The 14972-nt window shown below is 55.5% G+C and carries 9 protein-coding genes; 8 read left to right on the top strand and 1 reads right to left on the bottom strand.

Annotated elements, in window-relative coordinates; genetic code table 11:
- The first annotated feature begins 106 nt into the window (after positions 1-106).
- The 8 genes from TH63_RS11970 (at position 107) to TH63_RS11935 (ending at position 12977) form a co-directional block, all read left to right on the top strand.
- The gene (locus TH63_RS11970) at positions 107-1603 is read left to right on the top strand and encodes a sulfatase (protein WP_048921133.1); all 1497 of its coding nucleotides are present in this window, start codon (positions 107-109) and stop codon (positions 1601-1603) included.
- A 91-nt stretch (positions 1604-1694) separates the two neighbouring features.
- Positions 1695-3332: an arylsulfatase gene (locus tag TH63_RS11965; protein WP_076606475.1), complete on the top strand. Its 1638-nt coding sequence runs from the start codon at positions 1695-1697 to the stop codon at positions 3330-3332.
- A 57-nt stretch (positions 3333-3389) separates the two neighbouring features.
- Positions 3390-4829, top strand: a complete 1440-nt coding sequence (locus tag TH63_RS11960; protein WP_048922803.1) for a sulfatase-like hydrolase/transferase — start codon at positions 3390-3392, stop codon at positions 4827-4829.
- Positions 4830-4946: 117 nt separating this feature from the next.
- The gene (locus TH63_RS11955) at positions 4947-6179 is read left to right on the top strand and encodes a glycoside hydrolase family 27 protein (protein WP_048921131.1); all 1233 of its coding nucleotides are present in this window, start codon (positions 4947-4949) and stop codon (positions 6177-6179) included.
- A gap of 111 nt (positions 6180-6290) precedes the next feature.
- Positions 6291-8357 carry an arylsulfatase gene (locus tag TH63_RS11950; protein ID WP_053093799.1) on the top strand — a complete coding sequence of 689 codons (2067 nt, stop codon included), beginning with the start codon at positions 6291-6293 and terminating at the stop codon, positions 8355-8357.
- Between the two features lie 6 nt (positions 8358-8363).
- Positions 8364-9686, top strand: coding sequence for an alkaline phosphatase family protein (locus tag TH63_RS11945; protein WP_048921130.1), 1323 nt, complete (start codon positions 8364-8366; stop codon positions 9684-9686).
- Between the two features lie 248 nt (positions 9687-9934).
- Positions 9935-11749, top strand: coding sequence for a sulfatase-like hydrolase/transferase (locus TH63_RS11940; protein WP_048921129.1), 1815 nt, complete (start codon positions 9935-9937; stop codon positions 11747-11749).
- Positions 11750-11789: 40 nt separating this feature from the next.
- Positions 11790-12977, top strand: a complete 1188-nt coding sequence (locus tag TH63_RS11935; protein WP_048921128.1) for a CehA/McbA family metallohydrolase domain-containing protein — start codon at positions 11790-11792, stop codon at positions 12975-12977.
- Between the two features lie 394 nt (positions 12978-13371).
- Here the strand turns inward: TH63_RS11935 and TH63_RS11930 are convergent, their stop codons facing one another.
- Positions 13372-14946 (bottom strand): sulfatase family protein, encoded by a 1575-nt coding sequence (locus tag TH63_RS11930; RefSeq protein ID WP_053093798.1) that lies wholly within the window; start codon positions 14944-14946, stop codon positions 13372-13374.
- Positions 14947-14972 lie beyond the last annotated feature (26 nt).

Below are 14972 nucleotides of genomic sequence, written 5' to 3'. Positions count from 1 at the left end.
AATAATTACAATTCACTACTGAAGTTAAAAGTATCTTTCAAATGCTGGCGCCTGAGGGGATTAGGCTGGGTTGGTTGGTGACTTTTTAAAGACTATTGATTAAAATATGATTCAGAATATTAAACGAGGCTGGGGATTTGCAAGGGTATTGGTGGCCCTCCTTAGCCTTGGTTTCCACGCGACCCAAGCGCAATCGTCTTCCCCAAAACCCAATGTGCTCTTCATTGTGGTGGATGACATGAACAAGTGGAGCCTGCAGAACGATTACCCGCCGCTCAAGGTGCCCAACATTAAAAAGCTGGTTTCGCAGTCTCTGTATTTCAAGAATGCTTCCTGTGCCGCGCCGGTGTGCGTACCCTCGCGGGCGGCGTTTTTCAGCGGAAAGTACCCGCACCATTCCGGGGTGTACCGCAACGGGCCAGACGTGTGGGGAGTATCTGAACTGCTCCCGCAGGTAGAGGCCATGCCCGAGCTTTTCAAGCGGAATGGCTATACCACTTGGGCCGGTGGCAAAACGTTTCATGTGGCTTTGCCGGGCGACCGCGAGAAAAATATGTGGGATAACAAGGTGTTCCATGGCAATTACGGCCCCTTCTTCACCGGCCGGGGCCATTGGAACGACATCAAGCCCTGGGAGGGGCCAGACAAAGACTTTACAGATGTGGTGAATGCTGATGCTGCCACTGTATTTCTGGCCCAGAAACATGACAAGCCCTTCTTTATGTACTACGGGCTGTACCGGCCGCACTCTCCCTACACGGCACCCAAGCGGTTCTATGACTTGTATGAGGGCGTGAAATTCCCATTGCCGCCAGGGTACGATGCCAAAGACCTGGAAGATGTGCCGGCCTCGGGCAAGAGGCTTTCTGCGGGTATGGACATGGTTACCAAAAGCGGCAAGTCTCAGGAAGAAGGGTTTCAGGACTATCTCAGAGCCTACTGCGCCAACACCTCCTTTGCAGACTGGAACCTTGGCCGCGTGATAGATGCCCTGGACAAGAGCCCCTATGGCAAGAATACCATTGTGGTGTTTGTCTCAGACAACGGCTTCCACAACGGCACCAAGAACCACTGGGCCAAGCAGACGCTCTGGGAGCAGGCAGACGCCATCCCGTTCCTGATCAGGTTGCCCAACGGCAAAGCCTATACCTGCCCGCAAACAGTGAACCTTGTAGACATTTACCCTACGCTGGTAGAGTACTGCGGGCTGTCGGTTCCCAAGCAGAAACTAGACGGACAGAGCCTGGTGGCGGTGTTTAAGAACCCCAAGGCCAAGTGGGAGCGCCCGGGCCTCACCACCTACGGCGAAAAGTATTCTTCGGTGCGGAGTGAGCGCTACCGGTATATCCAATATCCCGATGGAGCCGAGGAGCTATATGACCATGACAAAGACCCTTATGAGCACCAGAACCTGGCCGGGAAACCAGAGATGAAACCCGTTCTGGCAAGCCTTAGGAAAAACGTGCCGGTCCAATTCCAAAAATCGGTTCCCTACAAAAACGAAGGGATGGAGGAACGCCGGGAAGCCAGGCAAAACCCCGGCGCCCCGGCAGCAAACGGCGGAGCAAAGAAGAAAGCGGGAAATAAAAAAAGCCGGAATTAAGAAACCTAGTCTAGGCACACCAAACCTGCCAAAGAGACATCAAAAAGGAAGTTGGGCAGGTGAATTAAAAGAAAAGTCAAAAGAAAAAGTAATGCAGAACAACATACGGTTTATAGGGGTAGTGGCATTTATAGTTCTCTCCCTATTTGCTTCCTTGGCCAGTTATGGGCAGGGGAAAAACGCCAAGCCGAATATCCTGGTCATCATGGCCGATGACATGGGCTATTCAGACCTGGGCTGCTATGGGGCAGAGATTGCCACGCCCAACCTAGACAAGCTGGCCGGCAACGGGATCAAGCTCACGCAGTTCTACAACACCGGCCGTTGCTGCCCTACCCGGGCCTCGCTGTTGACCGGTCTTTACCCGCATAAAACCGGCATGGGCTGGATGACCGGGTATGACATGATGCTGCCGGGCTACCGCGGTGACCTGAACAAAAACAACGTGACCATAGCCGAGGCGCTCAAGCCGGCCGGGTATGCCAGTTACGCTGTGGGCAAATGGCACGTGTCGGCTACCACCGCGCCCAAGGGCCCCAAACACAACTGGCCGGTGCAGCGCGGGTTTGACAAATACTATGGCATCATAGCCGGCTCGGGCAGTTTCTTCACGCCCGGTAGCCTGACCAATAACAATGAGCGCATCACCGCCCAGGGAACCAACTACTACCTCACCGACGCCATCACCGATACGGCCAGCCAATACATTTCACAGCACGTAGCAGGCAAAGCCAAAGCCCCTTTCTTCCTGTATGTGGCCTACACCGCCCCACACTGGCCATTGCACGCCCGCGAAAGCGACATCCAGAAATACATGAAAACGTACGCTGCCGGCTGGGATGCCCTTCGGGCGGAACGCTATGCCCGGCAACTGAAAATGGGCCTGCTGGATAAATCCGTGAAACTGACCGAGCGGGATAAAGACGTGCCCGCCTGGAGAGATATCCCGGAGAAGGACCGGGGCGTTTGGGTGAAGCGCATGGCCACCTATGCCGCCCAGGTAGACGTGATGGACCGGGGCGTAGGCAAGATCCTGGAGACCCTCCGGAAGAGCAACCAACTGGAAAACACCTTGGTTATTTTTCTCTCAGACAACGGCGGTTGCTCAGAAGATGTGAGCCGGCAAGATAAGTCGCTGGAGAAATTGGGCTCAGATGAAAGCTATGAAAGCTACCGCACCCATTGGGCCAACCTGAGCAATACCCCGTACCGCCTCTACAAAAGCCACACCCATGAAGGCGGCATTAACGCCCCCTTCATTGTGAGCTGGCCAGCGGGCATCAAGCAGAAAGGCACCATGAACCGGACCCCTTCGCACCTGATTGACCTTATGCCTACGTTCCTGGAAATGGCCGGGGCCCAGTACCCCACCACGTTTAAGGGAAATGCCATTCATGCCTTACCGGGCCGAAGCCTGCTGCCTATGTTCAAAGGCCAGGCCCAGCCAGAGCGTCCGCTGTTCTGGGAACATGAGGCCAACCGCGCCGTGCGCCTCAATGACTGGAAACTGGTTTCGGTGAGCACCGCCAAAGAACCCTATATTCAGGCTTGGGAACTGTATAACCTGGCCAATGATAAAGCCGAGACCAATAACCTGGCCGCAAAGAATCCGGAGAAAGTAAAGGAGTTGGAAGCGCTCTGGAACCAATGGGCCCAGGAAAACGACGTGCTTCCCTTGAACGGCGAAGGCATGGGCAAACGGGGTCAAACCTATAAAAGAAAGAAATAACCGTTTACGGGCCGTTTTTCCCAAAATAGCCCCAAACCAAACTAACCTATGAAACACATGAGTAAATGCTTCCTGCTGCTCGCTTTAACGCTGGCGCAGACCGTGGGGGCGTACGCGCAGGCGCCCGGCAAGAAACCCAACATCATTATTATTCTAGCCGATGACATGGGCTGGGGAGACGTGGGCTACCACGGCGGCAAGATCAAAACCCCTAACCTGGATCGTCTGGCCAAAGAAGGCACCGAGCTGAACCGGTTCTACGTGGCCGCCGTCTGCTCGCCTACCCGCGCGGGACTGCTCACCGGCAGGTACCCAGACCGCTTTGGCTTGCGAACCACCGTTATTCCGCCGTGGTCTACGTTTGGGGTAGACACCAAGGAAGTGTTCCTGCCCGAGATGCTAGCCAAAGCCGGCTATAAAAACCGGGCGGTGCTGGGTAAGTGGCACCTGGGCCACGCCGACCTGAAATACCATCCCCTGAACCGCGGCTTCACCCATTTCTACGGTCACCTGAACGGCGCCATTGACTACTTCACGCATGAGCGCGAAGGGGAATTGGACTGGCACAATGACTTCAAGCCCAGCCATGACAAAGGCTACACCACAGACCTGCTCACAGACGAGGCGGTCAAGAACATCAAGTCCTATAACGGGCAGTCGCCGTTTTTTATTTACGTAGCCTACAACGCGCCGCACGGCCCGCTGCAGGCCAAGGAAGAAGACATGAAGCCCTATGGGTTTGATGCCGCCAAACCGCGGTTCGGGAACAAAAACGCCCAGGAGAATGAAGGAAAGCTGGGCCGAGGTAATACGCCTGAGATGACCTACGCCGCCATGGTCACCAACATGGACCAGAACATTGGCCGCATCTTGAAAACCCTCAAAGACCTGAAGATAGACGACAACACCATTGTGTTGTTCCACAGTGACAACGGCCCGGCACCTGAGATCAAGGGCTCCAGCAGCGGCGAACTGAGAGGCTCCAAATTCACGGAGTGGGACGGGGGCGTGCGCGTTCCGGCCATCATTAAATGGCCCGCCGGGTTCAAGGGACCGAAGGTGGTGAACCAGCTCATGGGCTATGTAGACGTTATGCCTACTCTCCTGGAGATTGCCGGGGTGAAAGAACAGCCTAAAAATCCGTTGGACGGCATCAGCATGGTTTCGGTCTTAACCGGCAAGCAGCCAGAGATCAACCGCAGCTTCTACCTGGGCTCTGGGGCCATGATCACCAACCAATGGAAACTGATCGCTGCCTCAGACCTTAACCCCAAAATGAAACTCACCCAGGACCACCTGTTCCAGATTGTGAAAGACCCTTCTGAGAAAACCAATGTGGCCCTGCAGAACCCCGCCGTCTACGCCGACCTCAAAAAGCAGCTGGCCGTGTATGATGGCATTACGTCTCCCGTAGAGGTGCCGCCTTACGGCGAAGGCCGCAAAGGATTCAAAGCCCCTAAGCAGTGGCAGATCACGCAGCACACCACTAAAAAGTAATTCCGTTTTGGGCCTGTTTTCCAGAAAACAGGCCCAAAACGACCCGCACGTTTTCAAGCCATAAGGAAAGCTGTAAAGGTTCTACCTGCAGCCAGCCCTTGTTTAACCTGATCAGGTATGAGAATTGTTTTCACCTTTTTCCTGGCCCTGCTGGGCACCTTCGCCCAGGCCCAGGTAAGCCCGGCGTTAGCCCCGTCGCCGCCCATGGGCTGGAACAGCTGGAACTGGTTTGGCAAGGAGGCCATCAATGAGAAGATGGTCAGGGAGGTCATTGACGCTATGGCGGCCAGCGGCCTCAGAGACGCGGGCTATACCTACGTGGTGGTAGACGGCGGCTGGCGTGACACCAAACTGGGCCCTAACGGCGAGTTGTTGCCGCACCCCCAGCGATTCCCCGGCGGCATGAAGGCCCTGGCAGACTATGCCCACTCCAAAGGCCTCAAGTTTGGCCTGCATACCACCCCCGGCTCGCATGACTGCGGCATGGACAAAGTAGGCGGCTGGGGCTATGAGGAGGTGCACGTGAAACAGTTCGCGGACTGGGGCCTTGACTTTTTGAAACTGGACAAGTGCCGCTTCTCTTTAGACGAGCAACCCACCTATCCGCGCAATGACCCACGCTGGAAAAAAGGCTGGGAAAGCCAACCCCAGAACCTGCAAACCGCCTACGCCAAATGGAGCAGCCTCCTGAAAGCCAGCGGCCGTGCCATGGTGCTCAGCGCCAGCGCCTATCAGTTTTTCCCGTGGTACCCTGCCCTCACCCACATGGGCCGCACCACCGGCGATATCAAATCAAAGCAATCGGGTGGGGCTGTCTTTGATTCAGAGAAACCGGGCAGCGTGATGGCCATTGCCGGAAAAAACAACCAGCACGTCCAGAAAGCCGGCAAAGGTTACTGGAACGACCCAGACATGTTGGTGACCGGGGAGCAGGGCCTCACCCAGGAAGAGCAGAAAAGCCACTTCGCCCTCTGGAGCATCATGAGCGCGCCGCTTATCCTGGGCAACGACCCCCGCGTGATGAAAGAAGAGGAAAAGAAAATCATCCTCAAGAAAGAGGCCATCGCCATAAACCAGGACCCCACCGAACAGGGCAAAAGGATCACCGCCGCCGGCAAGGCCGAGGTGTGGGCCAAGAAACTGAAGAACGGAGATTACGCGGTGCTGCTCTTGAATAGAGATGCCGCCGCAGCCCAGGCCATCACCGTGACCTGGGCCCAACTGGGTCTGTCGGGCAGCCGCAAGGTGCGGGACGTGTACGCGGCTAAAAGCCTGGGCACCGCCAAGGATAAATTCTCGCAAACCATACCTCCGCGGTCTTCCCTTTTTCTGGTAATGCAGGCCAGATAAGCCTGCTGTTTTGGGCCCGTTTTTCAGAAAACGGCCTTAAAACAGGAAAGCCCGGCCCGAAACCAAGAAGACCTTAACCAAATGATTCATCGTTTAAACCTCTTTTCATACATGCTTACCTTGAGAAAAACCAAAGCCCTGCTGTTCTTCCTTCTGGGGCTAGCCTTGACCGGGCAGGCCCAGCAACGGCCCAACATTGTGCTCATTCTGGCAGATGACCTGGGCTTCTCAGACATTGGCAGCTACGGCGGCGAGGTGCAAACCCCCAACCTGGACAAGCTAGCCAGCGGGGGCGTTCGCTACAAGCAGTTCTACAACGCGGCCCGCTGTTGCCCCACCCGCGCCTCGCTCATGACGGGTCTGTACCCGCACCAGGCCGGCATGGGCTGGATGGCCGCCGCCGATCTGGGCACGCCCGCTTACCAGGGCACCCTCAACAAGGAAAGCGTGACCATCGCCGAAGTCCTGAAGCAGGCCGGGTACGGTACCTACATGACCGGTAAGTGGCACCTCACCAACGAGCGCAAGATCAACGGCGGGGTCTCAGACAGCTGGCCCAAGCAACGCGGGTTTGACCAGTACTTCGGGATTGTACCCGGCGGCTCCAACTACTTCACGCCCCAGAACTACAGCAACGACAAGCGCTACCCGGCGCCCAAAGATTTTTACCTGACCAACGCCATCAGTGATACCAGCGTCAAGTACATTGACCAGCACTTCACGGCCAACCCGCAGAAGCCTATGTTCATGTACGTGGCCTATACCGCGCCGCACTGGCCGCTGCACGCCCTGCAGAAAGAAATAGATAAGTATAAAAACCAATACCAGGCCGGCTGGGACAAACTTCGCCAGGAGCGGTTTGAGAAACAGAAAAAGATGGGCTTGTTGGCCCAGAACACGCCGCTTTCACCGCGCGACAAGAAGGTAGAGGCCTGGGGTACCTTGTCTGAGGCGCAGAAAAACGAGATGGCCATGCGCATGGCCATTTACGCCGCCCAGATAGACATCATGGACCAGGGCATTGGCCGCATTATGCAGAAACTCAAAGAGAAAAACCAGCTGGACAACACCCTTATTTTGTTTTTAAGCGATAATGGGGCCTGCGCCGAGTTCATCAACAGCGGTAAAAGCAAGGAGGTGAACGGTAAGGAAGACACTTTTGAAAGCTACCGCATTCAGTGGGCAAACCTCAGCAGTACCCCGTTCAAAGAGTACAAGCATTACACGTATGAAGGCGGCATCGCCTCTCCGCTTATTGCACACTGGCCCAAAGGCATTGACCCCAAGTTGAACAACTCCCTGGTAAAGGAATACGGCCACGTGAGCGATATCATGGCCACCTGCCTTGAACTGGCCAAAATCGCCTATCCGCAGACCTATCAGGGCCACAAGATCACGCCCCTGGAAGGCAAGAGCCTGGTGCCGCATTTCAGGGGTCAGCCCAACAACCGGGGCACCGTTTACTGGGAGCATGAGGCCAACATAGCCGTGCGGGACGGCAAGTGGAAACTGGTCGCCAAGACCGAGGAAGGGGATGCCTTCAACAGTAAATCCCTGGAACTGTATGACATGGACGCCGACCCCTCTGAGATGAACAACCTGGCCGCCAAATACCCTGAGCGGGTGAACACCATGTTCGCCAACTGGGAGAAGTGGGCCGGAAAGATTGGAGCCCTGCCCATGGATACCCGCAAGTACAACGTGCGCGCCGAGGACTTCAAAAAGAACATCAACGGCAGCTTTGATGACCTGCTGGGTGGCTGGAATGTGCGGGAAGTCAACAAGGTAGGCAGCATTGAGATTGACAACACCGGCCAGCTCACGGGCAAAAACTCCGCGAAGGTAAGCATGCAGAAACCCGGCGACCGCCCCAATTCCCTTGGCCTGGTCTGGAACCTGAAAGCCGACAAAGGCGAGCAATACATGGTCAAACTCACCTCCAAAGCCAGCAAAGACGCCACGTTCCTGCTTCGGTTTGAGCCGGCCAAAGGCGGTGACGGCAGCAAAATGCTGGACCAGCAGATCTCCACCTCGGCCAAGGGCGCCAAAGCCAGCTCTAAAACGTTTACAATCCCCGAGGACGGCAATTACCAGCTGGCCCTGTATTTTGGCAACCTGGCCCCCGGTGATGAGGTGTGGGTAGATGATGTGGAACTGGTGCCCGTTAAAAAGATATAACCCTGTATGAAACGTATTTTCCTGAGTATTTCGCTGCTACTGGCAACAGGGGCAGTAGCTTTCGGCCAGCAGGCCAAACACGTGATTTTGATCAGTATTGACGGCCTCCGGCCCGAGTTCTACACTGATAAAGCCTGGCCTGCGCCCAACCTGCAGCAGCTGATGGCCGGCGGGGTCTACGCCGAAGGCGTGAACAGCGTCTTCCCTTCGGTGACCTACCCGTCGCACACCACGCTGGTGACCGGGGCCAAACCCGCCCGGCACGGCATCTATTACAACTCGCCTATAGAAGCCACCAAAGGCGAGTGGTACTGGGACGAAAGCGCCATCAAAACACCCACGCTCTGGGACGCCGTGAAGAAGGCGGGCCTCACCTCCGGGTCTGTGATGTGGCCCGTGACCGTGGGTGCCCCCATTGACTACAATTTCCCAGTGCGGCGCGCCGATAATGATGAAAAAACCGACCAACTGAGCGTGACCCGTCCGCTGGTTACCCCCGCCAATTTGCTGGATGAAATAGAGCAGGCCACCAAGGTCAAGTTTGAGGCGGCCAGCTTCAATGGCGATGACCTGGACCGCACCATCGGCCGCATGGCCAGCCATATCATCACCAATCACAAGCCCAACCTCATGGCCATCCATTTTCTGGCCATGGACCACGCCGGGCATGAATATGGCCGCGATGATGCCCACATCAAGCAGTCGTTGGTGCTGATTGACAGTCTCATTGGCAATGTATTGCAAACCGTGGAGAAAGCCGGCCTGAAAGACAAGACCGCCATCATCATTACCGGCGACCACGGCATGGTGACCAGAACCACCAGCCTGGCCCCCAACGTGTGGCTGACCCAGAACGGGCTGTTGGGCAAAGAAGACTGGAAAGCGAAGTTCCACCCCGCCGGCGGCTCTGCCTTTCTCTACCTCAAAGACAAAAACGACAAAGCCACCCTTAAGAAAGTGAAGAAACTGCTGGCCAACCTGCCGGCAGACCAGAAAAAGCTGTTCAGGGTAGTGGAGCGCAAGGAGTTAGATGCCGTAGGCGCTAACCCAGAACCGGTGCTGGCGCTGGCGTTTGCCAAAGGAACCGTGTTTCACGGCGCTGTGGAAGGGGAAGTAGTGAAGCCGGTCAATAACGGGGGCGCCCACGGCTACTTCCCGGACTTTGCCGAAATAAGAACCGGCTTCATAGCCACCGGGGCTGGCATTAACCGCGGCGTCCGCATCAGGGAAATGGGCATTCAGGACGTGGCCCCGGTCATTGCCCAACTGCTGGGCCTTGACTTCAAAACCCCGGACGGAAAGCTTTACCCGCAGATCCTGAAGAAATAACGCTTTTCAAAAAAGGGCATGACCTGGTAGGCCCGTTTTAGGCTCATTTTCAGGAAAATGAGCCTAAAACGGAACCTTGGGCTTCTGAAGGAAAGTAGGTCAGGGGCTAATGCGTTTCAGGCTTGTTTTTCAGAAATCAGGCATAAAACGTATTTGTTTTAAGCAGGTGATGGCAACCAGTGCAAACAAGTCTGTATTCTCCATTCTTTATCCTTAAAAACCACGTTGTCTCCCTTAATTCCTGCCAAATGATGCTACGGATTCTGTTTCTTTTCTTTGCGGTAAGCTTCGCCGTGCAGGCCCAGGAGAGCAAACCCAATATTCTCTGGATTGTAAGTGAAGACAATAGCCCGTTTATTGGTGCCTATGGAGACACCTATGCCACCACGCCCCACATTGATAAACTGGCCAGCCAAGGGGTGCTGTTTACCAATGCCTTTTCGGCGGCCCCGGTTTGTGCCCCGGCCCGGTTTACGCTTATCACAGGTATGTACGCGTCCTCCATGGGTACCCAGCAGATGCGCAGCAACTATCCGGTTCCGGCCTTCGTGAAGTTTTTTCCGGGGTATTTGAAGCAGGCAGGCTATTACACCTCCAACAACGCCAAGAAAGACTATAACACCAAAGACCAGCCTCGGGTGTGGGATGAATCCAGTGACAAGGCCACGTACCTGAACCGAAAGCCGGGGCAGCCCTTTTTTGCGGTGTTCAACATTGGCACCTCCCATGAAAGCCAGATCCACAAGCCCGCCAAAAAGCTGCGGCATGACCCCAAAAAAGCCCCGTTGCCCCCGTACCACCCGCGCACCCCAGAAATGGAGCAGGACTGGGCGCTGTATTATGACAAAATTGAAGCCATGGATGCCACAGTGGGCCAACTGTTACAGGATCTGGAAAAGGCCGGGTTGGCAGACAATACCATCGTGTTTTATTTCAGTGACCACGGCGGCGTGCTGGGCAGAAGCAAGCGGTTTTTGTATGAGTCTGGGCTGCGGGTGCCCCTGGTGATCAGGTTCCCGCCCAAATATGCGCACCTGGCGCCCGGTAAGCCGGGCACCAAATCTGACAGAATCGTTTCCTTCATAGATTTCGCCCCATCCATTTTGAGCCTCGCAGAGGTCCCCTTGCCAGGTTACCTGCAGGGCAAACCGTTCCTGGGTAAACAGCAAACCGCGGCGCAAACTCTGGCCTTCGCTTTCAGGGGCCGCATGGATGAGCGCAATGACCTGAGCCGGTCGGTGCGGGATAAAAAGTACCGTTACATCAGAAATTACATGCCGCATAAAAGGTACGGCCAGCACCAGGAGTACCAATGGCATGCCGCCTCCATGGCCTCCTGGGAAGCTGCCTACCTGGCTGGTAAGTTGAACCCCGTGCAGGCGGCGTTCTTCCAGACCAAACCCCCTGAAGAACTGTATGACGTGATAAAAGACCCCCACAACATCCATAACCTGGCCGGGCAGAAAGAACTGCAACCCGTATTGCTGAGGCTGCGCGCCGCCAATAGAAAATGGCTCACAGACACCAAAGACGCCGGCTTTATTCCGGAGGCTATGATTGCGCAGATCTCCAAAAAAGAGGCCGTATATGACTACATCAGGGGCGGCAAGTTTCCCTGGGAAAAGGTGCTTGCTACCGCCGAGATGGCCTCGGAGAAAAAAACCGCCCACCTGCCGGAGCTTACCAAAAGGCTTCAGGACCCTGAACCCGTGGTGCGGTATTGGGCCGCTCTGGGCTGTACCTTTCTGGGCAAGGAAGCAGCGCCCGCTAAAAACGCCTTGAACAAGCTGCTGCAGGACCCGGAGGTAACGGTGCAACTGTCCGCCGCCGAGGCCTTGTACGCCCTCGGGGAGAAGGAAACCATTATACCTGTCTTGCAGGCGGCCTTGCTACACCAGAATGATATGGTGCGGGTGCAGGCGCTGGAGGTAATAGAAGCCATGGGCCCAGAGGCGGCTCCTTTACTGTCCAACGTGCGGGCACTGGTGGCCAGAGACTCTAACCAAGCGGGTAATGATATCAAAGTGGCCAGTTACCTGCTTAAGAAACAAGCGGCTAATTAAGTACTTTTGGCTTCCTTCATTCCCAATCTTTCCTTTGCATATGAGATATCTTTTAGCGGTGTTTTTCTTTTTGTCTGTGGGTGCTGCCTGGGCCCAGGAGGGCGGCCAATGGTACAAAGGCAACCTGCACACCCACTCGCTGTGGAGCGACGGAGACGATTTTCCCGAGATGATCATGGACTGGTACAAAAGCCACGGCTATGATTTTGTGTCGCTCTCAGACCATAACACCTTAGCCGAGGGCGAGAAATGGAAGCTGGTCCCGGCCCACAAATTCCGGCAGCGCAGGTTCCAGGAATACCTGGCCAAATACGGCAAAGACTGGGTGACCTATAAGACAGATTCACTGGGGAGGATCAACGTAAGGCTGAAGACGCTGGCTGAATACCGCCCCAAATTTGAGGAGCAAGGCAAGTTCCTGATTCTGCAGGCCGAGGAGATCACCGACAAGTTTGAGGACAAAAGCATTCACGTGGGCGCCATTAACGTGCAGGAAGTGATCAAGCCGCAGGGCGGAAACAGCGTGGCCCAGACCATGCAAAACAACCTGGATGCTGTGTACGCCCAGCGCAAGCGCACCGGCCAGCCAATGTTCCCACACATCAACCACCCCAACTTCAGGTGGTCGGTGAAGGTGAATGACATGAAAGAGCTCAGGGGCGAGCGTTTCTTTGAGGTCTACAACGGCCACCCGCACGTTCACAACTACGGCGACTCGGCCACCCTGGGCATGGAGGCACTCTGGGACCAGCTCCTGATCCATTACCTTAAGGCCGGCAAACCGCTGCTCTACGGCCTGGCCACCGACGACTCGCATGATTACCTGGAGTTCAAGGCGGGCGCCAGCAACCCGGGTAGGGGATGGGTAATGGTAAAAGCCAAAGATCTTACGCCCAATGCCCTGGTAGACGCCATGGAAAAGGGAGATTTCTACGCCACCACGGGCGTGGAACTGCAAAACCTGAGCTATAAGAAAAACAAGCTGGCCCTAAAGGTGAAACCGAAACCCGGCGTGACCTACACCATCCAGTTCTGGGGCGCCAAAACCGCGGGCACCAGTGAGAAAAGCCAATTGCTCAAAGAAGTGAAAGGCCTGCAGGCCGATTATAAAGTAAGCAAAAAAGACCTGTACGTGCGGGCCAAGGTGATTTCCAGCCAGCCCCAGGAAAACCCCTTTCAGGCCGGTGACCTGGAAACCGCCTGGATTCAGCCAGTGGTACGGCAGTAACTTTCCAACCTCAGCTTCCCTTAGGTAAACCACCGTTTTGAGGATGTTTTGCTAGAAACAGCCCCAAAACAGAAACTGAGATTGACAAAAATGGAGGGTCGGTGAACGAAATTTCACCGGCCCTTTTTGTGTTCGGCCCACCCCAGCGAAAAGTTGTTTCAGGCCCGTTTCCCCACGAATAGGGTGAATGTAGGAATTTAACCTAGCTGCTTTTTTTAGGCACAGTCTATTTAGTGCGAACCAAGTCCAACTGGTAGGTTTGTATCAGATACTTCCAGTGCCAATGCTCTTTCCTTTGCCCAGGGAGAATATCTCTAAATTCCTTAGCAGCTTGCTCTTTCGTGCTTGTTTTCATGAAAACAAGCACGAAACACTGTTCCAACTTCTGGCATGCTTAAAAAGCTATCTTAGAAGCGATGGGATCTTTGTACTGGGCCTGAAGTTTGCTTAGTTGCTGCTTCATTTCTTTGATGGTGGCGGCGTAGGCTGGGTTGGTGTATTCGCTTTTTAATTCCTGCGGGTCGCGCTTCAGGTCAAAGAACTCCCACTCTTTTAGGTAGTAGTAGTAGATGAGCTTGTGCTGCTGGTTCCGGATGCCAAAATGCTCGGGTACCCGGTGCGGGCGGGGGTACTCTGAGTAGTGGTAATACATGGCCTGGCGCCAGTCTTTGGGCGTTTGGCCTTTGAGCAGCGGCAACAGACTGTGGCCCTGCATCTCAGCGGGTTCTGCCACGCCGGCGGCCTGTAGAAACGTCTGGGCCAGGTCCAGGTTCAGGACGATGTCTTTGTTCTGGGTGCCCGGTTTCACCACGCCCGGCCAGCGCACGATCAGGGGCGTGTGCAGTGATTCTTCGTACATCCAGCGTTTGTCAAACCAGCCGTGCTCGCCCAGGTAAAAGCCCTGGTCTGAGCTATACACCACCAGGGTGTTTTCTTCCAGGCCGTTCTCCTTCAGGTAATCCAGCACCTTGCCAATGCCCTCGTCCAATGAGGCCACGGAGCGCATGTAATCTTTGATGTAGCGTTGGTATTTCCAGCGGACCAGGTCTTTGCCCGTGGGCGGATTGGCCAGGAATTTAGCGTTCTCGTCTTCATATGCCTTGTAGAACGGCACCCACTGCGAGGGCAGCATGCGGCCGTACAGCCCATACCTGGGGCCTGGGGCGACTGCCGAGTCTTTGGGCTGGAACAGCTTGTTGTCGTCAAAGAGCTCCATGTGCCGGTCAATCTCCATTTCCTGGTTGCGGGCCCCGCTGGCGCGGTTGGCGTAGTTATCAAAGAGGGTGGCTGGTTCGGGGAAGGTCACGTCATCATACAGGTTCAGGTGGCGGGTAGCCGGGTGCCAGTTACGGTGCGGCGATTTCTGCTGGTACATGAGCAGGAACGGTTTGCTCTTGTCACGTTTCTGGTCCAGCCAGCCCAGGGCCTCGTCGGTGATTAGGTCTGTCACGTAGCCTTCCTTGCGCTCGCGGCCTGCCGCCGACACAAAGTCTGGGTTATAGTATTGTCCCTGGCCCGGCAGCACTTTCCAGTAATGGAACCCGGTGGGGTTGGAGACCAGGTGCCATTTGCCCACAATGGCGGTCTGGTACCCGGCCTGCTGCAGGAGCTTGGGGAAGGTGGTCTGGCTGCCGTCAAAGGCCACGCCTGCCTGGTTTGTCGCCACGCCGTTCAAATGGCTGTACTTGCCAGACAGCAACACCGCCCGGCTGGGGCCGCAGATGGAGTTGGTGACCATAGCATTCCTAAAAAGCATGCCGCTTTTGGCCAGCCGGTCTATGTTGGGCGTCTGAACCAGGCTGTTGCCGTAGGCACTGATGGCGCGCAGGGCGTGGTCATCTGAGAAAATAACCAGAATGTTGGGCTGCTTTTTGGCCTTAGGGGCGGGCGTGGCCTTTTTCTGGCCCACCGCGGTAAAGGCAGTCAGCAGCAAGAGAACCATGAAAAGGCGGGGAACTGTTTTGAGCATGTTTTTAGGATAGTAGGGTAAAAGTA

The sequence above is a fragment of the Rufibacter radiotolerans genome (assembly GCF_001078055.1).
GTDB classification, from domain to species: domain Bacteria; phylum Bacteroidota; class Bacteroidia; order Cytophagales; family Hymenobacteraceae; genus Nibribacter; species Nibribacter radiotolerans.
This window is presented reverse-complemented; position numbering and strand designations above follow the sequence as displayed.